The sequence below is a fragment of the Streptomyces sp. NRRL S-340 genome (assembly GCF_000720185.1).
Taxonomy (GTDB): Bacteria; Actinomycetota; Actinomycetes; order Streptomycetales; family Streptomycetaceae; genus Streptomyces.
This window is the reverse complement of record NZ_JOIY01000062.1, coordinates 32,839-55,076: the sequence shown is the minus strand read 5'-3', so window position 1 is coordinate 55,076 and position 22,238 is coordinate 32,839. Positions and strand designations below refer to the sequence as shown.

Sequence of the window (22,238 nt, the reverse complement as noted above, 5' to 3'; positions counted from 1 at the left end):
ACGGGGTGGTGCGTGACATGAGGGGACGGATCTCCCCTTCCACCAACGTCCGACGTCACGGCCGAGTGCCCGGTTCTCGTGTCCGGCGTCACGGACCCCGGCAGTGTCACGGATCCCGGTGAAGGTACACCCGGCGGGCCGCCGGGTGTCGGTGCCGGGGCATAGACTTCGACGCTGACCCCCAGACCGTCCGCAGCCCGTCGCCGATCCGTTCCCCAGGAGGCCGCACCGTGTCGAAGCCGCCGTTCACGCACCTGCACGTCCACACCCAGTACTCGATGCTGGACGGTGCCGCGCGGCTGAAGGACATGTTCGACGCGTGCAACGAGATGGGCATGACGCACATCGCCATGTCCGACCACGGCAACCTGCACGGCGCGTACGACTTCTTCCACTCCGCGAAGAAGGCCGGGGTCACCCCGATCATCGGCATCGAGGCCTACGTCGCCCCCGAGTCCCGGCGCAACAAGCGCAAGATCCGCTGGGGCCAGCCGCACCAGAAGCGGGACGACGTCTCCGGTTCCGGCGGTTACACCCACAAGACGATGTGGGCGGTGGACCGGGAGGGCCTGCACAATCTCTTCCGCCTCTCCTCCGACGCCTATGCCGAGGGCTGGCTGCAGAAGTGGCCCCGCATGGACAAGGAGACCATCGCCCAGTGGTCCAAGGGCATCGTCGCCTCCACCGGCTGCCCCTCGGGCGAGGTGCAGACCCGGCTGCGGCTCGGCCAGTACGACGAGGCGCTGAAGGCCGCCGCCGACTACCAGGACATCTTCGGCAAGGACCGCTACTTCCTGGAGCTGATGGACCACGGCATCGACATCGAGCACCGGGTCCGCGACGGCCTGCTGGACATCGGCAAGAAGCTCGGCATCCCCCCGCTGGTCACCAACGACTCGCACTACACGTACGCGCACGAGGCCGGCGCCCACGACGCCCTGCTGTGCATCCAGACCGGCAAGAACCTCTCCGACCCCGACCGCTTCAAGTTCGACGGCACCGGCTACTACCTGAAGTCCACGGACGAGATGTACGCCATCGACTCCTCGGACGCCTGGCAGGAGGGCTGCGCCAACACGCTCCTGGTCGCGGAGATGGTCGACACCACGGGCATGTTCGAGAAGCGCGACCTCATGCCCAAGTTCGACATCCCCGAGGGCTACACCGAGGTCACCTGGTTCAAGGAGGAGGTCCGGCGCGGCATGGAGCGCCGCTTCCCCGGCGGCATCCCCGAGGACCGCCAGAAGCAGGTCGAGTACGAGATGGACGTCATCATCCAGATGGGGTTCCCGGGCTACTTCCTCGTCGTCGCCGACTTCATCATGTGGGCCAAGAACAACGGCATCGCGGTCGGCCCCGGCCGTGGCTCGGCGGCCGGCTCGATCGTCGCCTACGCCATGGGCATCACCGACCTCGACCCGATCCCGCACGGCCTGATCTTCGAGCGGTTCCTCAACCCCGAGCGCGTCTCCATGCCCGACGTCGACATCGACTTCGACGAGCGCAGGCGCGTCGAGGTGATCAGGTACGTCACGGAGAAGTACGGCGCCGACAAGGTCGCCATGATCGGCACGTACGGCAAGATCAAGGCGAAGAACGCGATCAAGGACTCCGCGCGCGTGCTGGGCTACCCGTACGCGATGGGCGACCGCATCACCAAGGCGATGCCCGCCGACGTCCTCGGCAAGGGCATCGACCTCAACGGCATCACCGACCCCTCGCACCCCCGCTACTCGGAGGCCGGCGAGGTCCGCTCGATGTACGAGAACGAGCCGGACGTGAAGAAGGTCATCGACACCGCCAAGGGCGTCGAGGGCCTGGTGCGGCAGATGGGCGTGCACGCCGCCGGCGTGATCATGTCCAGCGAGACCATCACCGAGCACGTCCCCGTCTGGGTCCGGCACACCGACGGCGTGACCATCACCCAGTGGGACTACCCGAGCTGCGAGTCGCTCGGCCTGCTGAAGATGGACTTCCTCGGCCTGCGCAACCTGACGATCATGGACGACGCCGTCAAGATGGTGAAGTCCAACAAGGGGATCGACATCGATCTCCTGAGCCTCCCGCTGGACGACCCGACCACCTTCGACCTCCTCCAGCGCGGCGACACCCTCGGCGTCTTCCAGTTCGACGGCGGCCCCATGCGCTCCCTGCTGCGCCTGATGAAGCCCGACAACTTCGAGGACATCTCCGCCGTCTCCGCGCTGTACCGGCCGGGCCCCATGGGCATGGACTCGCACACCAACTACGCGCTGCGCAAGAACGGCCTCCAGGAGATCACCCCGATCCACAAGGAGCTGGAAGAGCCCCTGAAGGAGGTCCTGGACGTCACCTACGGCCTGATCGTCTACCAGGAGCAGGTGCAGAAGGCCGCCCAGATCATCGCCGGCTACTCGCTCGGCGAGGCCGACATCCTGCGCCGCGTGATGGGCAAGAAGAAGCCCGACGAGCTGGCGAAGAACTTCACCATCTTCCAGGCCGGCGCGAAGAAGAACGGCTACAGCGACGAGGCCATCCAGGCCCTGTGGGACGTCCTGGTCCCGTTCGCCGGCTACGCGTTCAACAAGGCGCACTCGGCGGCGTACGGCCTGGTGTCCTACTGGACCGCCTACCTGAAGGCCAACCACCCCGCCGAGTACATGGCGGCGCTGCTGACCTCCGTCAAGGACGACAAGGACAAGTCGGCGGTCTACCTCAACGAGTGCCGCCGCATGGGCATCAAGGTGCTCCCGCCCAACGTCAACGAGTCGGAGGCGAACTTCGCCGCCCAGGGCGACGACGTGATCCTCTTCGGCCTCTCCGCCGTCCGCAACGTCGGCACGAACGTCGTCGAGTCGATCATCAGGAGCCGCAAGGCCAAGGGGAAGTACTCCTCCTTCCCCGACTACCTCGACAAGGTCGAGGCCGTCGTCTGCAACAAGCGCACCACCGAGTCGCTGATCAAGGCCGGCGCCTTCGACACCATGGGGCACACCCGCAAGGGCCTCACCGCGCAGTACGAGCCGATGATCGACAACGTGGTCGCGGTCAAGCGCAAGGAGGCCGAGGGCCAGTTCGACCTCTTCGGCGGGATGGGCGAGGAGTCCAGCAGCGAGCCCGGCTTCGGCCTCGACGTGGAGTTCACCACCGAGGAGTGGGACAAGACCTACCTGCTCGCCCAGGAACGCGAGATGCTCGGTCTCTACGTCTCCGACCACCCGCTCTTCGGCCTGGAGCACGTGCTCTCCGACAAGGCCGACGCGGGCATCGCCCAGCTGACCGGCGGCGAGCACGCCGACGGCGCGGTCGTCACCATCGGCGGCATCATCTCCGGCCTCCAGCGCAAGATGACCAAGCAGGGCAACGCCTGGGCGATCGCCACCGTCGAGGACCTGGCCGGCTCCATCGAGTGCATGTTCTTCCCCGCCACCTACCAGCTGGTGTCCACCCAACTCGTCGAGGACGCCGTGGTGTTCGTCAAGGGACGCCTCGACAAGCGGGAGGACGTGCCGCGCCTGGTCGCCATGGAACTCCAGGTCCCCGACCTGTCGAACGCGGGCACCAACGCGCCCGTGGTCCTCACCATCCCGGCCACCCGCGTCACCCCGCCCATGGTCAGCCGCCTCGGCGAGATCCTCACCCACCACAAGGGCGACAGCGAGGTCCGGATCAAGCTCCAGGGCCCGTCCAGGACGACGGTGCTGCGCCTGGATCGGCACCGGGTCAAGCCCGACCCCGCCCTCTTCGGTGACCTCAAGGTGCTGCTCGGCCCGTCCTGCCTGGCGGGCTGACCAGCCACGGCGAGTGAGCCGAAGGGACGCGCCGGCGTCGGGAGCACGACCGCGCTCGACCCGTCGGGCCTGCGCGGTCGTGCTCCCGGCGCCGGCTCGGGCGCGCCGGGGGCGAACCGGGTCTCAGAAAAGGGAGAGGGGCGTCCCCGTGCGCATCGGGTACGCCCCTCGAAGGTGCCGTGGCCGGCTCGACGGCCCTCGCCGCGGCCTCAGTTGTGGCCGAAGCGCTTCTGCCGGCCCTTGCGGGCCACGTCCGTGGGACTGAGCTGCGGCCCGTGGTGCTCGGGCTGCGGTTCCGACACGGAGTGCTCCGTCTCGCGCGGGCCGTTCGCGGCCACGGTCGCCTTCTGCCGGCTGCGGTCCTGCTTGCGGTTCTTGGCCATGGTGATCAACCTCCTGTGGGGGATCTCGGGGCCAGGGCCGCGACCAGATTCACATACGCCGACAATGAACGCATGTCGGATAATTACCGTATGTAACAAGGCTCATCGGACCACGGACTCCCGAAACGCCACGCCGAAGATCGAGTTCGGGCCGTTAACCCCGGCGCCGTCGGGCAGACTCGAAAGAAGCCCGAAGCACCTCCCTGAGCAACCTCCCCGGAAAGAGGGTGGATCGCGTGGACCGCTGCATCGTCCTGGTGGACGCCGGGTACCTGCTGGGGGCCGCCGCGAGCCTCCTCGCCGGCGAGCCGTCACGGTCCCGGATCACCGTCGACCACACCGCGCTCATCCAGGGGCTGCGCGAACAGGCCGAGTCCGAGACCGAGCGGCCGCTGCTGCGCATCTACTGGTTCGACGGCGCCCCCGACCGCGTGCCCCAGCCCGAGCACCGCAGGCTGCGCGTGATGCCCCGGGTCACCGTCCGGCTCGGCGCGCTCACCCGCAGCGACGGACGCTGGGCGCAGAAGGGCGTGGACGCCGCGATGCACGCCGAACTGACCGAACTGGCCCGCAACCGCGCCTGCTCCGATGTCGTCCTCGTCACCGGCGACGGCGATCTGCTGCCCGGCATGATGGCCGCCAAGGAGCACGGCGTCGCCGTCCACCTGTGGGCCGTGCAGGCCGCCGACGGCGACTACAACCAGTCCGAGGACCTGGTCGCCGAGGCCGACGAGCGCCGCGTCCTGGACCGCACCTGGATCACGAAGGCCGTCCGCGCCAAGGAACTCGGCGGCGTCTGCGCCCCGCCCCCCGCGCCCCGCCCCGAGATCGCGGCGATCCTCTCCGCGCCGCTGCCCGAGTCCGGCCTGTCCGCCACCCGGGAGCGCCCCGCCGAGGAGCCTCGGCACACCGTGGCCGCCGGGGCGCGCAGCGGCACCGAGGAGCGGCTGCCGGTCACCGCCAAGGGCGTCCCCACCCCCAAGGACCTCGCCGCCCTGCGCGCCCCCGGCGCCCAGCCGGCCGACCGGCAGCCGGCCACCGCCACCCTGCGCTGGTCCTCGGACAAGGGCTGGGTGGACCGGCCCGGCGTGGCCGCCGAGCCGCCCGACGCCGCCTCCATGCCGACCCTCGCCCAGCTCACCACGGCCGAGCAGCGCTGGGCGGACCGCGAGGAGGACATCACGACCGTCGGCGGTGACCCGTACGAGGTCGGACAGGTGTTCGCCAGGCGCTGGATGGAACGCCTCGGTGACCAGTCCCACCTGCAGAAACTGTCGTCGATGTACCCCCGCGTGCCGCACCGCATCGACGGGGAGCTGCTGCGCTACGCCGCCCGGTTCGGGCTGCTCGCGCACAAGGACGACCAGATCGACGAGCACGACCGGTACGCGATCCGGGCCGGGTTCTGGCGGGAGATCGACGTCCGCACGGCGGCCGGGCACGCCCCGGCGGGCGACTGACCCCGGCCCGGGAACCCCGGAGGAACGGGGAGAGGTCGCCCCAAGGACGAGTAAAGGCCGCGGACCCCGTACTCTCGTCCCTTGTGAGTGAGCGCACGGCACCGGGACTTCGGCACACCGACGACGTCGTGTGCGCGGTGCGCGGACTGACCAAGACCTATCCCGCCGCCCGCGGCCGGCGCGGCACGCCCGGCACCCCCGAGGTGCGGGCCACCGACGAGGTGGAGCTGGACGTCGGGCGCGGTGAGATCTTCGGACTGCTCGGCCCGAACGGCGCCGGGAAGTCCACCCTGGTGCGGCAGCTCACCGGACTGATGCGCCCCGACCGCGGCACCGTCGAGATCCTCGGCCACGACATCGTGGCCCACCCCGAGCGGGCCGCCCGCCTCCTCGCCTACCTCGGGCAGGAGTCCAGCGCCCTGGACGAGCTGACCGTCTCGCTCGCCGCCGAGACCACCGGCCGGCTGCGCGGCCTCGACGTGCGTTCGGCCCGGGCCGAGCGCGACGCCGTCCTCGACGAACTCGGCCTCGCGCCGATCGCCGGACGCCCGCTGAAGAAGCTCTCCGGCGGCCAGCGCCGGCTGGCCTGCTTCGCCGCCGCGCTGGTCGGCGAGCGCCCGCTGCTCGTGCTCGACGAGCCCACCACCGGCATGGACCCGGTGGCGCGGCGGGCCGTGTGGTCCGCCGTGGACCGGCGCCGTGCCGAGCACGGCACCACCGTCCTGCTGGTCACCCACAACGTCATCGAGGCCGAGACCGTCCTCGACCGGGTCGCCGTCCTCGACCGGGGGCGGGTCATCGCCTGCGACACCCCGGCCGGCCTCAAGGAGCGGGTCTCCGGCGAGGTCCGGGTCGAGCTGGTGTGGCGCGAGCGCGCGCCCCTGGACGTCCCGGAGGTCGCCGCGCTCCAGGAGCGGGCCGCCCGGTCCGGGCGGCGCTGGACGCTGCGGCTCGCCCCGGAGGAGGCCCGCGCCGTCGTCGCCACGGTCACCGGCGGAGCCGCCTTCGCCGCCCTGGACGACTTCACCCTCACCACGCCCAGCCTGGAGGACGTGTACCTGGCGCTGGGCGGCGCCGCCCGGCAGGGGCTGGTGAAGGCGTGAGCGGTGCCCGGACTACGCCGTGGACAGGGCCTGGGGCAGGCAGTGGAGCAGAGGAGCAGTTCGACGTGAGTGTCGTACCCGCCGACGTGCTGGCCGGCGCGACGGCCGCGCAGGACACCGGCCCCGCACGGCCGGCGGTCGCCGCACTCGGGCCGCGGGCGCGGCTGTGGCCGTCCCTGGCGGCCGTGTACCGGGCCCAGCTGTCCCGGGCGCGGGTGGCGCGCATCCCCCTGCTGTTCGTGGCGACCTTCCAGTCCGTCGGCATCATGATCATGATGCGGGGCGTGGTCAGCGGCGGCGGCGAGGCCGAGTCCGTGGTGGCCGGCGCGTCGGTCGTCGTCGTCGCCTACGTCGCGCTCAACCTGCTCGCGCAGTACTTCGGCCAGCTGCGGTCCAGCGGCGGGCTCGACCACTACGCGACGCTGCCCGTGCCGCCGGCGGCCGTGGTGCTGGGCGCGGCGGCGGCGTACGCCTCCTTCACGGTGCCCGGAACACTCGTGACCGCGGTCTTCGGCTGCGTGCTGTTCGGGCTGCCGCTGGGCAACCTGTGGGTGCTCGTGGCGGTGATCCCGCTCGCGGGCGCGGCCCTCTCCGGACTGGGCGCCGCCTGCGGGCTGCTCGCCCCCCGGCCGGAAATCGCCACGCTGCTGGGCCAGTTGGGCATGTCGGCCGCGCTGCTCCTGGGGGTGCTGCCGCCCGAACGGATGCCGGAGGTCATCCGCCTCGCGCGCGACCTGCTGCCCTCGACCTACGGCGTGGAGGCCTACGCACGCAGCTTCGCGGGCCGTCCCGACTGGGCCTGGGTGGGGATCGACATGGCGGTCTGCGCCGGGGTCGGGGTCGTCTCGCTGGCCGTGGCCACCTGGGCCTACCGCCGGGCGGCCGTCCGGTGACGCGGCCGGTGCAGTCACCTGGCACGATGACAGGGTGACCGCTCCGTTGACTCCCCCTACGCCGCCGAACCGGCGGCCCGCCCAGTCGTCCGAGCCCGCCCAGTCGTCCGAGCCCGCCCAGGCGTCCGGGTCCGCCCGGCCCGCCGGGTCCGCGCAGCCCCCGGCGCAGCCGCCCGCCGGGAGCGCCCCGGGGCAGCCCGGGCAGGCACCCGTCGGCGGCGGTGGGACGGAGGGTTCGGTGTACGGACAGGACGGCCCCGGGATGAGGACCGAACTCCGGGAGGCCGCCGTGGTCACGGTGGCCGTGGCGCTCGGCGGTGTCCTGCTGGGGCTCCTGTGGCTGTGGCTGGCGCCGCGGGTGCCCCTGGTCGGGAACGTCACCGGGAACAGCTGGGTCGTCTACCTGAAGGACACCGAGGGCGAGCAGGCGATCGGCGTCGACGGAACGTTCACGCTGCTGGCCGTCGGCTTCGGGGTGCTGAGCGCGGCGGTCGTCTTCCTGCTGCGCCGGCGCGGGGGAGTGCCCCTGGTGGTGGCCCTGTGCGCGGGCGCGCTCCTCGGCTCGCTGCTGGCCTGGCGGCTCGGCGTGTGGCTCGGCCCCCAGCAGGACGTCGTCGCGCACGCCAGGTCCGTGGGCGAGGGCAAGACCTTCCCCGCCCCCCTCCGGCTGGGCGCCAAGGGTGCGCTGCTGGCGTGGCCGCTGGCCGCCCTGGTGGTCCACCTGGCGGTGACGGCCCTCTTCGGGCCCCGCGACCCGGACCCGTACACCCAGGAGTCCCACGAGGGCCCCTCACCGGCGTGACCGAACGGCCGGGGCCCACGGGCCCGGGCCGGCCCCGTGGCGCCGGTCCGCCGAAGCGCGCCGGGCGCTAGGCGGCCTGCGCCGGCCGGGGCCCGGGCCGGGGGCCCGCCGCTCGCAGGGGTACCGCCCGGGGCCCGCCGCTCGCCAGCGCCGCCCCGGGAGCGCGGGAAGGGGGGGAAGCGGTCCCAGGGCGTCAGGCTCGGCCGATGGGGGCCAGTACCGCGCTGGTCAGGCGGGCCAGGTCGGCGGGGGAGAGTTCGACCTCCAGGCCTCTGCGGCCCGCCGAGACGCAGATCGTGGCATGGGCCGTCGCCGAGGCGTCCAGGACGGTGGGGAGCTTCTTGCGCTGGCCCAGCGGGCTGATGCCGCCGCGGACGTAACCCGTGGTGCGTTCGGCCAGGGCGGGGTCCGCCATCGCCGCGCGCTTGCCGCCGACCGCCGACGCCAGGGCCTTCAGGTCGAGGGAGCCCGCCACCGGCACGACGGCCACCGTCAGGGCGCCGTCGACGTCCGCGACCAGCGTCTTGAACACCCGGTCCGGCGAGACGCCCATCGCCTCGGCCGCCTCCTCGCCGTAGGAGGGATGGGCCGGGTCGTGCTCGTAGGAGTGGACGGCGTGGCGCACGCCCGCCGCGGTCAGGGCCACCGTGGCGGGGGTCCCCCCGGACTGCTGCTGCTTCTTCGTCTTCTTCGCCATGCGGCCCCGATCTCTCCCTGCGCTCGTCGTTCGCCTGCCCGTTCGTCCGCCCCGCGCCACCTCAGTTGAAGCTGGTGGGCCCCCGTGTCAGGTCCGGGGACGGCAACGAGGGCAGGCTGCGGATGATCGCCGTCTCCGAGCGCAGCAGCCGCAGCTCGTCGCGCAGCCGCGAGGAGGTGTCCGGCGCCTGGAGCAGCCGCTGCTTCGTCGGGGTGTCCAGCACCATCGCGGCGGCCACCAGGTACGACACCACGCTCGGCTCGTCCGGCAGTTCCGCGCCGGTCAGCGACCGCTCCCGCGCGCCGGCCAGCCGCTTCTGGTACTGCCGGAAGGACCGCAGCACCCCCTGGGCCAGCGGGCCCGCCTCGTCGCCCGGTTCCTCGGGCAGCTCCTCCAGCTCCGCGGTGAGGAACGGCCCGGAGGCGTCCACCGACAGCAGCCGCACCCGGGTGGTGCCGGTCGCCAGCACCTCGAAGGTCCCGTCGGCCCGCTCCCGTATCGTCGCCGCGTCCGCCACGCAGCCCACCCCGTGGAAGGCCCGGACGGGGTCGGGGCCGAAGCCGGCCGCCGGGCCGAGTTCGGGCAGCGCGGTCGGGTCGGGCAGGCCCGGAGCGGTCGGGGCCACCTCGTGGCCGTCACGGATCGCCACGACGGCGAACCGGCGCGGTTCGTCCTCGGGGGTCTTCAGCAGGGCGCGCAGCATGGCGCGGTAGCGCTCCTCGAACACGTTCAGAGGCAGCACCAGTCCCGGGAAGAGCACCGAGTTCAGGGGAAAGAGCGGGAGCCGGACGGTGGTCACGGCGCAAAAGCCTAATGGCCGCGCGTCCCGGCACGTCGGCCGCGCCCGGTTTCGCCGGAGTCAGGGGCGCCCGGGACGGGGCCGAGCCGTACGGAGCGGACGTCGGCGCGCAGTTCCAGGAACAGCCCGAGCGGGTCGTCGGACATCCGGTCCCAGGGGTAGGAGGTGGCGTACGGGCCGATCAGCCGCAACTGGGCCAGCGCGTCCCGGTGGCGGTCCAGCCGGACCAGGACGTACGTCAGCAGGTTGCGCAGCTCCGCGTACCGGGGGGTCGCCGCCGGGCACCGGGCGGACAGCGCCATCGCCCGGTCGGCGGCGGCGTCCAGCCGGGACCGTGCCACCCCGGCCCGCTCCACCCCGGACCCGTCCCCGGTCAGGCAGGCGAAGGCGGCCCGCACGGGCAGGCCCTGCACGAGGGCGTCCGCGGGGGCGTCCTGGGCCGCCCGGTCGGCGAAGTCGAAGCAGGCGCGCAGCGAGTCGTGCCGGGCGCCCGGGGTGTGCGGGGCGCGCGGGCCGTGCGTGTCCTGCGCCGGGACGCGGCAGGAGCCGGCCAGGTACCGCAGGGCGGCCACGTGGCAGCCGTGGTGGTGCGGGGCGCGGCGCACCGCGGCCTCCCACAGCTCCTCGAAGTAGCGGTGCCCGGCGCGGCTGCCGCGGGCGTGGTCCAGCGCGACGCGCCAGGGCACCGGGTCGCGGTCGTCGGCGCGGGCGGCGGCCGTGATGAGGGGGCTGACCTCGCGCAGCAGTTCGGCCCTGGCCGGGGAGGGCCAGGCGCGGTCCACGGCGAGCTGGGCGGTGAGCAGCAGCACGTCCGGGTCGTCGGGAGCGGCGGCGCGCCAGGCGTCCAGCCATGCGCCGCGGGAGCGCGCGAACGCGGCCAGGCGGTGCGCGTACCGGTCGCGGTCCTCCCACTCGGCCCGTTGCCGGGTGCCGGCGAGGAGCCGTGCGGCGGGCTCCCAGTCGTCCCCGGCGGCGGCGACCAGGGCCGGGCCCAGCCGGTCGTCGGGCGCGTCGAGGAGCACCTCGTCGTCGGCGGGCAGCCCGGGCAGGGGGCGCGCGACGGCGCCGACCGGGGTTCTGGCCATCCGGGTGGAGCGGATGAAGGGGGGCAGCGGAGCCATGGTGTCGACCATTGAAAGTCCGCAGGTCGAAGCGGCGCCAGAGGGCCGGGGCAAGCGGGAGAAAGTTGTACGGCAACCGGTCAAGGTCCAGTAAAAAGGTGACTGTTCAACAATTGTTCGGACGCGGCACGTGTGTCCGCCGCGACCCGCCCGGCACGCGTGTCCGGCGCCACCCGTCCGTCGCGCGCGATCCGTCCGCCGCGCCGGCCCCGGGGTGCCGCCGCGCCGGCCCCGGGGTGCCGCCGTGCCGGCTCTGTCGTGCCGGTTCCGCCCCCGCAGGCGCGGCCGTGCCGCCGGCCTCAGCTGCGGCGGAGCATGCGGGTCGCGCCCGCCGCCACGGTGGTGGCCAGGGTCCAGCCCAGCAGCACCATCGCCGCCGCGACCCACTGCCAGGGACCGTCCAGCTGCCACTGGCTGGCCTGCCCGAAGTCGACGACCGGCAGCAGCAGGTCGAGGGCGTACAGGGCGGGGTTCCACTGCTGGTGGGCGCCGGGGCCGGGCTCGGGGCGGCCGGCGTGCGCGAAGGCGAGCGAGCCGGCCGCCCACAGCACCGCCATCCACACCGCCGCCCGGCCCGGCCGGTACCCGTAGGCGACGGCCCCGTCCTGCACGTACCCCCACAGCTTGGCCGCGGGCGGCAGGGTCTCGCGGCGGCGGCGGTGCTTGGCGAGCAGCACCTCGCGCGCGTCCTCGTCCTCACCGGCCTCGCGCAGCACCGCGGCCAGCCGCTCGTACGGCTCCGGATTGAACTCGGCGGTCGCCGCCGCCACCCAGTCCAGGCGCTCGGCCAGCGGGAACGGGCCGCGCGGCACCAGGTTCTCGTAGACGAAGCCGCCCATGTGCAGACAGCCGGGCCCCGGCCAGCCCGCCGCCCGGTCGACGAGGGTGGCGATCCGCGCACCGGAGAGCACCACCTGGCCGCGCGGCGGACGCTCGCCGAGGAAACGCAGTTCCGGTGCCTGCACCCGGCGCAGGGTCAGCGCCTGCTCGTCGGTGAAGGCGAACCGGGCCCCTTCCAGGTCGACCGCCTCCCCGAAGCGCCCGTCGTCCAGCCGCAGCCCGCCCTGGCACTCGAAGGGCTGGATCCGCGTCCCGCGCGCGGGGGTCACCCCGCTCAGCAGCGGCGAGCCGAGGGCGGCCGGGGTCAGGTAGAGCGTGCGGCCGACGGTCAGCTGGGGCGCGTTCAGCGCGAAGCGCGTGTACGGGCTGGTGACCTTCGCGCCGCGCAGGCTCAGCGAGGCGCCGATCTTGGCGCTGCGCAGGCTGATCTCGCCGTGCGCCCGCAGCAGCTCGGCCTGGAGGTCCTGGCCGACGGTCAGCCCGTCGGCGGCGATCGAGCGCCCCGTGCGGTCGTGGTGCACGTTGGCCTGGTTGAGCAGCAGGTCCGTGCCGATCCGGGCGTCGGTGAGCCGCACCCCCGCCAGGAAGCGGCACCGGGGCAGGTGCAGGTCGCCCTCGGTGTGCACCCGGGCGGCCTCCAGGCGCGGCACCGCGCAGTCCACCAGGCGCACGGTCGTGAACCGGGCCTCCGGCAGCAGCACGTCGTTCTCGAAGCGGCAGCCCTTCAGCTCCACGTACGGGACCACCGTGCCCCCGGCGAGGTCCAGGGTGCCCGTGATCCGCAGCCCGGTCAGCTTCAGGGACGACACCCGCCCGGCGAGCGCGGGCGGCCCGTCCAGCAGCAGCCAGCAGACCACCCGCGCGCGCACGCTCCGCCCCGGCCCCCAGGGGCTCGGCCCGTGCGGATCGTCCACCGCCGCGTCCCCGCTGCGCAGGTCGTACACGCTGCCGTCGCGGAAGGCCTGCCACATCCCGGCCTCGACATCGGTCAGGTCGTCCGGCAGGTCCCCGGCGTGCCTGCCGGTCCCCTCGGTCACGGTTCTCCCCTTCTTTCCCAGCTACTCGCCAGTTCTGTCGTTTTGTACAACCGGTGATGCCCGTTGTGTGACGGTCTGAACGCGGAATGTGAAGCTGATCTTCCGACTTGTGCCGGAAGGCCGGAACCGTGCGCTCCCGGGTTCTGTATCAGCCATTGATACGGGCGGACGGTGCCCGAGCGCGGTCTGAGAGAATTGGAGACGTGATCTCCCGAATCGATCTGCGCGGCGACGCCCTCCCCGAGGGCCCCGCCCTGCGTGACCTGCTGCCCCGAGCCGACTTCGACGTCACGGCCGCCCTGGAGAAGGTGCGTCCGATCTGCGAGGCCGTGCATCATCGTGGCGACGCGGCACTGATCGACTTCGCCGAGAAGTTCGACGGGGTCCGACTGGAATCGGTACGCGTTCCGGCCCAGGCGATCAAGGACGCCCTGGAGCAGCTGGACCCGGCCGTGCGCGCCGCCCTGGAGGAGTCCATCCGCCGGGCCCGCCTCGTCCACCGCGAGCAGCGCCGCACCACGCACACCACCCAGGTCGTCCCCGGTGGCTCGGTCACCGAGAAGTGGGTCCCGGTCCAGCGTGTCGGGCTCTACGCGCCCGGCGGCCGTTCGGTCTACCCGTCCTCCGTGATCATGAACGCCGTACCCGCCCAGGAGGCCGGCGTCGAGTCGATCGCGCTCGCCTCGCCCGCCCAGGCGGACTTCGGCGGCCTGCCGCACCCCACGATCCTCGCCGCCTGCGCCCTGCTCGGCGTCGACGAGGTGTACGCCGCGGGCGGCGCCACCGCCGTCGCGATGTTCGCCTACGGCACCGAGTCCTGCCCGGCCGCGAACATGGTCACCGGCCCCGGCAACATCTGGGTCGCCGCCGCCAAGCGCTACTTCACCGGCCGGATCGGCATCGACGCCGAGGCGGGCCCGACCGAGATCGCCGTCCTCGCCGACGCCACCGCCGACCCGGTGCACGTCGCCTCCGACCTGATCAGCCAGGCCGAGCACGACCCGCTGGCCGCCGCCGTCCTGGTCACCGACTCCACCGACCTCGCGGACGCCGTGGAGAAGGAACTGGAGCCCCAGGTCGCGGCCACCAAGCACATCGAGGACCGCATCCGCCCGGCGCTCGCCGGCCGGCAGTCCGCGATCGTCCTGGTCGACGGCCTGGAGGAGGGCCTGAAGGTGGTCGACGCCTACGGCGCCGAGCACCTGGAGATCCAGACGGCCGACGCCGCCGCCGTCGCCGACCGCGTGCGCAACGCCGGCGCGGTCTTCATCGGCCCCTGGGCGCCCGTCTCCCTCGGCGACTACGCGGCCGGCTCCAACCACGTGCTGCCCACCGGCGGCTGCGCCTGCCACTCCTCGGGCCTGTCCGTGCAGTCCTTCCTGCGCGGCATCCACATCGTCGACTACACCCGCGACGCCCTCGCCGAGGTCGCCCACCACGTGGTGACGCTGGCGGAGGCGGAGGACCTGCCCGCGCACGGCGCGGCGGTCAAGGCCAGGTTCGGCTGGAAGGTACCCGAGAGCAAGTGAGCGACGTGAGGATCGACGATCTTCCCGTACGGGACGAGCTGCGCGGCAAGTCCCCCTACGGCGCCCCCCAGCTGGACGTCCCCGTACGGCTGAACACGAACGAGAACCCCTACCCGCTGCCGGAGCCGCTCGTCGAGCGGATCGCCGAGCGGGTACGCGAGGCGGCCCGCGGCCTGAACCGCTACCCGGACCGGGACGCGGTCGAGCTGCGCACCGAACTCGCCCGGTACCTGACCCGCACCGGCGGCCACCGGGTGGCCACCGAGAACGTCTGGGCGGCCAACGGCTCCAACGAGGTCATCCAGCAGCTCCTGCAGGCCTTCGGCGGCCCCGGCCGCACCGCGATCGGCTTCGAGCCGTCGTACTCGATGCACGCGCTCATCGCGCGCGGCACCGGGACCGGCTGGATCTCCGGTCCGCGCCGCGAGGACTTCACCATCGACCCCGCCGCCGCCCGGCGGGCGATCGCCGAGCACCGGCCCGACGTCGTCTTCGTCACCACCCCCAACAACCCCACCGGCAACGCGGTGGCGCCCGAGACGGTCGTCGCGCTGTACGACGCCGCGCAGGCGGCGAAGCCGTCCATGGTGGTCGTCGACGAGGCGTACGTGGAGTTCAGCCACGGCAGCTCGCTGCTGCGGCTCCTGGAGGGCCGGCCGCACCTGGTCGTCTCCCGCACCATGTCCAAGGCGTTCGGCGCCGCCGGGCTGCGCCTCGGCTACCTGGCCGCGGACCCGGCCGTCGTCGACGCCCTGCAACTGGTCCGGCTGCCGTACCACCTCTCGGCGATCACCCAGGTCACCGCGCTGGCCGCGCTGGAGCACACCGACACGCTGCTGAAGTACGTCGAGCAGCTGAAGGGCGAGCGCGACCGGCTGGTCGCCGAACTGCGGGCGCTCGGCTACGACGTCACCGAGTCGGACGCCAACTTCGTCCAGTTCGGGCGGTTCGCCGACTCCCACACCGCCTGGCGGAAGATCCTCGACCGGGGCGTCCTGGTCCGGGACAACGGCGTACCGGGACGGCTGCGGGTGACGGCCGGGACCCCGGCGGAGAACGACGCGTTCCTCGATGCGGTGCGCGATCTCAAGAAGGAACAGGAGCAGAGCGGATGAACCGCGTCGGGCGCGTGGAGCGCACCACCAAGGAGACCTCCGTCCTGGTCGAGATCGACCTCGACGGCACCGGGAAGACCGACATCGCCACCGGCGTCGGCTTCTACGACCACATGCTCGACCAGCTCGGCCGGCACGGGCTGTTCGACCTGACCGTGAAGACCGACGGCGACCTGCACATCGACTCCCACCACACCATCGAGGACACCGCCCTCGCGCTCGGCGCCGCCTTCCGGCAGGCCCTCGGCGACAAGGTGGGCATCTACCGCTTCGGCAACTGCACGGTCCCGCTGGACGAGTCCCTCGCCCAGGTCACCGTCGACCTCTCCGGCCGCCCCTACCTCGTGCACACCGAGCCCGAGAACATGGCGCCGATGATCGGCGAGTACGACACCACGATGACCCGGCACATCCTGGAGTCCTTCGTCGCCCAGGCCCAGGTCGCCCTGCACGTGCACGTGCCCTACGGGCGCAACGCCCACCACATCGTGGAGTGCCAGTTCAAGGCGCTGGCCCGCGCCCTGCGCTACGCCAGCGAGCGCGACCCGCGCGCGGCCGGCATCCTGCCCTCGACGAAGGGCGCCCTGTAACCGCCATGAACAGTTTCTCCACCATCCTGATCGTCCTCGGCCTCTTCCTGGGCGGCGGTGTCTACTCCTTCGTCAAGCAGAAGATGCCCACCAGCCTGATCGTGCTGCTGTCCATCGGCGCCGCGATGTGCATCTTCACCGGCGTCCTGCGGCTGGAGGTGTGGAATTGACCGGTCCCGCCAAGAAGGTCGTCGTCTTCGACTACGGCTTCGGCAACGTCCGCTCCGCCGAGCGGGCGCTCGCCCGCACCGGCGCCGAGGTCGAGATCACCCGTGACTTCGACGCGGCGATGAACGCCGACGGCCTGCTCGTGCCCGGCGTCGGTGCCTTCGCCGCCTGCATGCGCGGCCTGAAGGAGGCCCGCGGCGACTGGATCATCGACCGCCGGCTGTCCGGCGGGCGCCCGGTCATGGGCATCTGCGTGGGCATGCAGATCCTCTTCGCCCGCGGCATCGAGCACGGCGTCGAGGCCGAGGGCCTGGACGAGTGGCCCGGCACGGTCGCGCCGCTGGAGGCCGACGTCGTCCCGCACATGGGCTGGAACACCGTCGAGGCACCCGCCGGCTCCGAGCTGTTCGCCGGCCTCGACGCCGGCGCCCGCTTCTACTTCGTGCACTCCTACGCCGTCCAGGACTGGCAGCTGGAGGCGCACAACCCGGCGATGCACGCCCCCAAGGTCACCTGGGCCACCCACGGCAAGCCGTTCGTGGCCGCCGTGGAGAACGGCGCCCTGTGGGCCACCCAGTTCCACCCCGAGAAGTCCGGCGACGCCGGAGCGCAGCTGCTGAACAACTGGATCGGAACCCTGTGATGGCTTCGAAGCTCGAACTCCTGCCCGCCGTCGACGTCCGCGACGGCCAGGCCGTCCGCCTCGTCCACGGCGAGTCCGGGACCGAGACCTCCTACGGCTCCCCGCTGGAGGCCGCCCTCTCCTGGCAGCGCTCCGGCGCCGAGTGGCTGCACCTGGTCGACCTCGACGCCGCCTTCGGCACCGGCGACAACCGCGAGCTGATCGCCGAGGTGGCCCGCGCCATGGACATCAAGGTCGAACTGTCCGGCGGCATCCGCGACGACGACACCCTCGCCGCCGCCCTCGCCACCGGCTGCACCCGCGTCAACCTCGGCACCGCCGCCCTGGAGACCCCCGAGTGGGTCGCCAAGGTCATCGCCGAGCACGGCGACAAGATCGCCGTCGGCCTGGACGTACGCGGCACCACCCTGCGCGGGCGCGGCTGGACCCGTGACGGCGGCGACCTCTACGAGACGCTGGCCCGCCTGGACAAGGAGGGCTGCGCCCGCTACGTCGTCACCGACATCGCCAAGGACGGCACCCTGCAGGGCCCCAACCTGGAGCTGCTGAAGAACGTCTGCGCGGCGACCGACCGCCCGGTGGTCGCCTCCGGCGGCGTCTCCTCGCTCGCCGACCTGCGCGCGCTCGCCTCTCTGGTGCCGCTCGGTGTCGAGGGCGCCATCGTCGGGAAGGCCCTGTACGCGAAGGCGTTCACGCTCGAAGAGGCCCTGGAGGAAGTGTCGTCATGACGTCCGATGCCGTACGGCGCGTGCAGAGCGGAGTTCCCTGGGAAGAGACGTTCGGATTCGCACGGGCCGTCGCGGCGGGGGACCGCGTCCTGGTGGCGGGCACCACCGCCTTCCGGGGCGACGTGCTCTACGGCGAGGGCGACCCGTACGAACAGGCGAAGGTCGCCTTCACCAGCGCACTGGAGGCGATCGGCGAGTTCGGGCTCGGCCCCGAGTCCGTGGTCCTCACGCGCATGTATCTCAGCCATGCCCGGGACGTGGACGACGTGGGCCGCGCCCACAAGGAGCTGTTCGGCCCGGTGCGCCCGGCGTCGACCCTGCTCGTCGTGGAGGGCTTCGTCGACCCGCGCATCCTGGTGTCGGTGGAAGTCGAAGCATTCAGAGGAACATCGAAGGAGCCCGATTCATGACCCTGGCGGTCCGAGTGATCCCCTGCCTGGACGTGGACAACGGCCGGGTCGTCAAGGGCGTCAACTTCCAGAACCTGCGCGACGCGGGCGACCCCGTCGAGATGGCCAAGGTGTACGACGCCGAGGGCGCCGACGAGCTGACGTTCCTGGACATCACCGCGTCCTCGGGCGACCGCGAGACGACGTACGACGTGGTGCGCCGCACCGCCGAGCAGGTGTTCATCCCGCTCACGGTCGGCGGCGGCGTGCGCACCGCCGAGGACGTGGACCGGCTGCTGCGGGCGGGCGCCGACAAGGTGGGCGTCAACACGGCCGCCATCGCCCGCCCGGACCTCATCCGGGAGATCGCCGAGCGGTTCGGCCGCCAGGTGCTGGTGCTGTCGGTCGACGCGCGCCGCACCGCGGCCGGGTCCTTCGAGGTGACCACCCACGGCGGGCGCCGCGGCACCGGCATCGACGCGGTGGAGTGGGCGCACCGGGCCGCCGAGCTGGGCGCGGGGGAGATCCTGCTGAACTCCATGGACGCGGACGGCACGAAGGACGGCTACGACCTGGAGATGATCGCGGCCGTCCGCAAGCACGTCACCGTCCCGGTGATCGCTTCGGGCGGTGCCGGGCGGCTCGCCGACTTCCCGCCGGCGATCGCGGCGGGCGCGGACGCCGTCCTGGCGGCATCGGTGTTCCACTTCGGTGATCTGCGCATCGGCCAGGTCAAGGAGACGCTGCGGGAGGCCGGGCACCCGGTGCGTTGACGGCCGCCCGACCCGTCCGACCGGTTCGGGCAGGGCCCCGGCCGCCTGCGGGCGGCCGGGGCCCTCTCGTGCGCGCGGACGCGAGGAGGACCACGCGGGAGCAACTGCGCGAGAAGAGTTACGCAAGAAAAGTTGCGCAAAATAAGTTGTGCAACTTTCCTTGCGCATCTAGCGTGGAGGTATGTCGGACAGGGAACGAGACCGCCGGATCAAGGACCTGGGCACGCTCAAGGCGATCGCCCACCCCCTGCGGATGAATCTGTACCGGGCACTGACCGTCGCCCGCACCGCGACCGCCTCCCAGCTCGCCGAACAGGTCGACGAGGCCGTCTCCCTCGTCAGCTACCACCTGCGCAAACTGGCCGAGCACGGCCTCGTCGAGGAGGCCGAACCGCAGACCACCGACGGACGGGAACGCTGGTGGCAGCCCGCCAGCGACGGCGTCAGCATCCGCGACGAGGACTTCTCCGACGCGCCCGAGAAGGCCGCCGCGCACACCGCCGCCAGCCGCCTCTTCTTCGAGCAGCGCGCCGACCTGTACCGGCGCTTCCTGGACGAACGCGCCCACTGGCCCGAGGTGTGGACGAAGGCGTCCGACTCCTCGGAATGGCTGCTCAAGCTCACCCCGGACGAACTGACCGAGTTGTCCCGGCGCATGTACGACCTCGTCCGCGAGTACGAGGAACGCGGGCGCGCGGCCACCGCCGCGGGCGACACGGACAACCGCGAGAACGTGGCGGTCCACACGTACGGCTTCCCGTTCCGCACCTGACGGCTCCGACCGCCTCCGGCCCCGCCCCCGGCGGCCGGTGCCCGACCTCGCGCCCGAGAGGACGTACCGCCGTGACCAGCACACTCGCGCCTGCGGCAGACCTGCGCCGCAGACCGGCCCACCGTGACCCCAACGTCCTGCGCTGGCTCGGCGGCTACGCCTCGTCCGCGGTCGGGGACAACGTCTACTACATCGCCCTGTCCTGGGCGGCCGTCCAGGCCGGCACCCCCGCGCAGGCCGGACTCGTCACCGCGGCAAGTGCGCTGCCGCGCGCCCTGCTGATGCTGGGCGGGGGAGTGGTCGCCGACCGCTACGGACCGCGCCGTGTCGTCCTCGGCAGCACCGCCGCGCGCGGCGCCCTCGTCCTGACCGCAGCCGTCCTGCTCCTCGTGACCGGTCCCGGTCTGTGGGCGCTGGGCGCGGTCGCCGTGCTCTTCGGGATCGTCGACGCCGTCTTCCTGCCGGCCGCGGGCGCCCTGCCCGCGCGGATAGCCGCCCGCTCCCAGCTCGCCAGGGTCCAGGGCATGCGCGGCCTGGCCACCCGGCTCGCCAACGTCCTCGGCGGCCCCCTCGGCGGCCTCGGCGTCGCGGTGGGCGGCACCGCGGGCGCGTTCGGCCTGGCCGCCCTCCTGGTCGGTCTGTCCCTGCCGCTCCTGCTGTCCGTCCGGGCCGGACGGCCGGGCCCTGCCGACGGGCCCGGCAGACGCCCGGTCCTGACCGAGCTGCGGGACGGTCTGCGGCACATCCGGCAGGACCCCGTACTGCGCCCCCTCGTCCTCGCCGTCGCCCTCAGCGACCTCGGCTTCGTCGGGCCGATGAACCTCGGACTCACCCTCCTCGCGCAGCAGCGCGACTGGGGCTCGGCCGGCATGGGCTGGGTGCTGGCCGGGTTCGGCACCGGGGCCGGAGCGGCCTCGCTCCTGCTCACCTGGCGGGGCCGGGTGCCGCACGCCGCGGCGGTGGCCGCGGCCGCCGGCCTGCTGTCCGCCGTCGCCGTCGCGGCCCTCGCCCAGGTGCCGTCCGTGCCCGCCGCGGCCGTCGTGGCGGTGCTCATCGGCGTGAGCGCCGGTCTCGCCGGAGCGCTGTGCGGGGCACTGGTCCAGGTCCGGGCCGGCGCGGCCTGCATCGGCCGGGTGACCTCGGTCTCCACCCTGGTGAGCTTCGGCGTCGCACCCCTCACCTTCCCGCTGGTCGGCGGGGCCGTCGCCCTGTGGGGGACCGGGCCGGTGTTCGCGGTCTGCGCCGCGGTGAGCGCTCTGGGGGGACTCGTCGTCCTGGTCGTCCCCGACCTGCGCCGCGCCGAACTCCCCTGACTCCTCCGGCTCCCCGCCTCGGCGGAGCCTTCACCCCGGCTCCCCGGCCCCGCACCACGCCGCCCCTCGGGACCGGCGCCGCGCAGGGCCGGCCGGGGGCAGGGGCCGGCCCTGTTCCCGGCCGGCCCCCCGGGGGCGGGCGGTGCTGCCGCCCCGCTCCCGCCCGGCGTTCAGAACCCCAGCTGCTTGGTCTCCGACACCTTCGCGATGGCGTCCTGCTCGCCCTCCAGCTCCACCCGGGCCGCGTTCTGCCGGCCGAAGGCGAACAGCAGCAGCTCCGCCGGTTCGCCGGTGGCCGTGACGACGGGCGTGCCGCGGTGGGCGACGGCCGTCTCGCCGTTCGGGCGGCGCAGCACCAGGCCCGTCGGGATGCCCCGGCCCAGCAGCCGGGCGGTGCGCTCCAGGCGCGACCACAGGGCCTCCTGGAAGACCGGGTCGAGTTCGCGCGGCGACCAGTCCGGCTGAGCCCGCCGCACGTCCTCCGCGTGCACGTAGAACTCGACGGTGTTGGCCGCCTCGTCGACCTGCTTGAGCTGGAAGGGTGAAAACCGCGGCGGACCGGTCCTGATCAGCTGGATCAGCTCCTCGTACGGCTTCGCCGCGTACTCCTCCAGAACCTTCTCCAGCCGGGACGCCAGCGGCTTGATCAGTGCACCCCCCGCCGCGTCCGGGCGCCGCTCGCGCACCACCACGTGCGCGGCGAGGTCACGGGTGCGCCAGCCCTCGCAGAGGGTGGGCGCGTCCGGGCCGGCGGTCTCCAAGAGGTCGGCGAGCAGGAGCCGTTCACGCTTGGCAAAGGTCGACATGGGCTCAGCCTACGACTCCGGGCCGGGTCCGCCCACTGGACGGCCGCCCCTGGCCACCGGCCGCGCGCGGCACAATGGCATCCATGACCAGCACGCCCGGCACCCCCCGGCCCAGCAGCCTCGACCCGGAGATCGCCGCCCGCCTCAAGCGCGGCGCCGACGGGCTCGTCCCCGCCATCGCCCAGCAGTACGACACCGGCGAGGTGCTCATGCTCGGCTGGATGGACGAGGAGGCGCTGCACCGCACCCTGACCACCGGCCGCTGCACCTACTGGTCGCGCAGCCGCCGGGAGTACTGGGTCAAGGGCGACACCTCCGGCCACTTCCAACGGGTCAAGTCCGTCGCGCTCGACTGCGACGCGGACACCGTGCTGGTCAAGGTCGACCAGGTCGGCGCCGCCTGCCACACCGGCGACCGCACCTGCTTCGACGCCGACGTGCTGCTGGAGGACGGCGGCACCGCCCGGACCGCCGCCGATTCCGGCGCGCCCGCCGCGGATCAGTAAG

The 22,238-nt window shown here is 73.0% G+C and carries 22 protein-coding genes; 16 read left to right on the top strand and 6 right to left on the bottom strand.

Features of this window, described 5'->3' with window-relative positions; translation table 11 throughout:
* The first annotated feature begins 230 nt into the window (after positions 1-230).
* Complete coding sequence (gene dnaE / locus IG64_RS34385) at positions 231-3,770, top strand: DNA polymerase III subunit alpha (RefSeq protein WP_037863656.1); 3,540 nt, start codon at positions 231-233, stop codon at positions 3,768-3,770.
* 209 nt (positions 3,771-3,979) lie between these two features.
* Here the strand turns inward: dnaE and IG64_RS41760 are convergent, their stop codons facing one another.
* A complete protein-coding gene (locus IG64_RS41760; protein ID WP_199811712.1) occupies positions 3,980-4,153 on the bottom strand; it encodes a hypothetical protein in 174 nt (57 codons plus the stop codon).
* Positions 4,154-4,389: 236 nt separating this feature from the next.
* Here IG64_RS41760 and IG64_RS34380 point away from each other — a divergent pair, with 236 nt between their 5' ends.
* The 4 genes from IG64_RS34380 (at position 4,390) to IG64_RS34365 (ending at position 8,411) form a co-directional block, all read left to right on the top strand.
* Positions 4,390-5,613 (top strand): NYN domain-containing protein, encoded by a 1,224-nt coding sequence (locus IG64_RS34380; protein WP_037863654.1) that lies wholly within the window; start codon positions 4,390-4,392, stop codon positions 5,611-5,613.
* Between the two features lie 128 nt (positions 5,614-5,741).
* Positions 5,742-6,716, top strand: a complete 975-nt coding sequence (locus IG64_RS34375) for an ABC transporter ATP-binding protein (protein WP_037863682.1) — start codon at positions 5,742-5,744, stop codon at positions 6,714-6,716.
* 65 nt (positions 6,717-6,781) lie between these two features.
* Complete coding sequence (locus IG64_RS34370; RefSeq protein ID WP_037863651.1) at positions 6,782-7,609, top strand: ABC transporter permease; 828 nt, start codon at positions 6,782-6,784, stop codon at positions 7,607-7,609.
* A gap of 34 nt (positions 7,610-7,643) precedes the next feature.
* A complete protein-coding gene (locus IG64_RS34365) occupies positions 7,644-8,411 on the top strand; it encodes a hypothetical protein (RefSeq protein WP_199811711.1) in 768 nt (255 codons plus the stop codon).
* A 193-nt stretch (positions 8,412-8,604) separates the two neighbouring features.
* On the opposite strand, the gene ybaK is transcribed toward IG64_RS34365, so the two are convergent.
* The 4 genes from ybaK to IG64_RS34345 all read right to left on the bottom strand — a co-directional run bounded on the left by ybaK (position 8,605) and on the right by IG64_RS34345 (position 12,905).
* Positions 8,605-9,108, bottom strand: a complete 504-nt coding sequence (ybaK, locus tag IG64_RS34360; RefSeq protein ID WP_037863647.1) for a Cys-tRNA(Pro) deacylase — start codon at positions 9,106-9,108, stop codon at positions 8,605-8,607.
* 61 nt (positions 9,109-9,169) lie between these two features.
* Complete coding sequence (locus IG64_RS34355; protein ID WP_037863644.1) at positions 9,170-9,907, bottom strand: LON peptidase substrate-binding domain-containing protein; 738 nt, start codon at positions 9,905-9,907, stop codon at positions 9,170-9,172.
* A gap of 11 nt (positions 9,908-9,918) precedes the next feature.
* Positions 9,919-11,040 carry a hypothetical protein gene (locus IG64_RS34350; RefSeq protein WP_051813656.1) on the bottom strand — a complete coding sequence of 374 codons (1,122 nt, stop codon included), beginning with the start codon at positions 11,038-11,040 and terminating at the stop codon, positions 9,919-9,921.
* A 287-nt stretch (positions 11,041-11,327) separates the two neighbouring features.
* A complete protein-coding gene (locus tag IG64_RS34345) occupies positions 11,328-12,905 on the bottom strand; it encodes a hypothetical protein (RefSeq protein WP_037863643.1) in 1,578 nt (525 codons plus the stop codon).
* 203 nt (positions 12,906-13,108) lie between these two features.
* On the opposite strand from IG64_RS34345, the gene hisD reads away from it, so the two are divergent.
* From hisD to IG64_RS34295, 10 genes are all read left to right on the top strand, one after another.
* Complete coding sequence (gene hisD, locus IG64_RS34340) at positions 13,109-14,434, top strand: histidinol dehydrogenase (protein ID WP_037863641.1); 1,326 nt, start codon at positions 13,109-13,111, stop codon at positions 14,432-14,434.
* Positions 14,431-15,549 carry a histidinol-phosphate transaminase gene (locus tag IG64_RS34335; protein WP_037863638.1) on the top strand — a complete coding sequence of 373 codons (1,119 nt, stop codon included), beginning with the start codon at positions 14,431-14,433 and terminating at the stop codon, positions 15,547-15,549. The genes hisD and IG64_RS34335 overlap by 4 nt, the downstream gene beginning before the upstream one ends.
* Positions 15,546-16,139 carry an imidazoleglycerol-phosphate dehydratase HisB gene (gene hisB, locus IG64_RS34330; RefSeq protein WP_037863635.1) on the top strand — a complete coding sequence of 198 codons (594 nt, stop codon included), beginning with the start codon at positions 15,546-15,548 and terminating at the stop codon, positions 16,137-16,139. Before IG64_RS34335 ends, hisB begins: the two co-directional genes overlap by 4 nt.
* A 5-nt stretch (positions 16,140-16,144) precedes the next feature.
* The gene (locus IG64_RS41755) at positions 16,145-16,309 is read left to right on the top strand and encodes a hypothetical protein (protein WP_037863634.1); all 165 of its coding nucleotides are present in this window, start codon (positions 16,145-16,147) and stop codon (positions 16,307-16,309) included.
* Positions 16,300-16,950 carry an imidazole glycerol phosphate synthase subunit HisH gene (gene hisH, locus IG64_RS34320; RefSeq protein WP_037863625.1) on the top strand — a complete coding sequence of 217 codons (651 nt, stop codon included), beginning with the start codon at positions 16,300-16,302 and terminating at the stop codon, positions 16,948-16,950. The genes IG64_RS41755 and hisH overlap by 10 nt, the downstream gene beginning before the upstream one ends.
* Positions 16,950-17,678, top strand: coding sequence for a bifunctional 1-(5-phosphoribosyl)-5-((5-phosphoribosylamino)methylideneamino)imidazole-4-carboxamide isomerase/phosphoribosylanthranilate isomerase PriA (gene priA, locus IG64_RS34315; protein WP_037863623.1), 729 nt, complete (start codon positions 16,950-16,952; stop codon positions 17,676-17,678). The genes hisH and priA overlap by 1 nt, the downstream gene beginning before the upstream one ends.
* On the top strand, positions 17,675-18,088 hold the full coding sequence (locus tag IG64_RS34310) for a RidA family protein (protein ID WP_037863621.1): 414 nt from the start codon (positions 17,675-17,677) through the stop codon (positions 18,086-18,088). Before priA ends, IG64_RS34310 begins: the two co-directional genes overlap by 4 nt.
* On the top strand, positions 18,085-18,840 hold the full coding sequence (gene hisF, locus IG64_RS34305; RefSeq protein WP_037863618.1) for an imidazole glycerol phosphate synthase subunit HisF: 756 nt from the start codon (positions 18,085-18,087) through the stop codon (positions 18,838-18,840). The genes IG64_RS34310 and hisF overlap by 4 nt, the downstream gene beginning before the upstream one ends.
* A gap of 181 nt (positions 18,841-19,021) precedes the next feature.
* Positions 19,022-19,612 (top strand): ArsR/SmtB family transcription factor, encoded by a 591-nt coding sequence (locus IG64_RS34300; protein ID WP_037863615.1) that lies wholly within the window; start codon positions 19,022-19,024, stop codon positions 19,610-19,612.
* A gap of 71 nt (positions 19,613-19,683) precedes the next feature.
* Positions 19,684-20,925 (top strand): MFS transporter, encoded by a 1,242-nt coding sequence (locus IG64_RS34295; protein WP_037863612.1) that lies wholly within the window; start codon positions 19,684-19,686, stop codon positions 20,923-20,925.
* 170 nt (positions 20,926-21,095) lie between these two features.
* Here IG64_RS34295 and IG64_RS34290 read toward each other — a convergent pair whose 3' ends face one another.
* Entirely contained in the window at positions 21,096-21,731 is a 636-nt protein-coding gene (locus IG64_RS34290) for a TIGR03085 family metal-binding protein (RefSeq protein WP_037863609.1), read from the bottom strand.
* A gap of 83 nt (positions 21,732-21,814) precedes the next feature.
* On the opposite strand from IG64_RS34290, the gene hisI reads away from it, so the two are divergent.
* Positions 21,815-22,237 carry a phosphoribosyl-AMP cyclohydrolase gene (gene hisI, locus IG64_RS34285; RefSeq protein ID WP_037863679.1) on the top strand — a complete coding sequence of 141 codons (423 nt, stop codon included), beginning with the start codon at positions 21,815-21,817 and terminating at the stop codon, positions 22,235-22,237.
* Position 22,238: the final 1 nt, after the last annotated feature.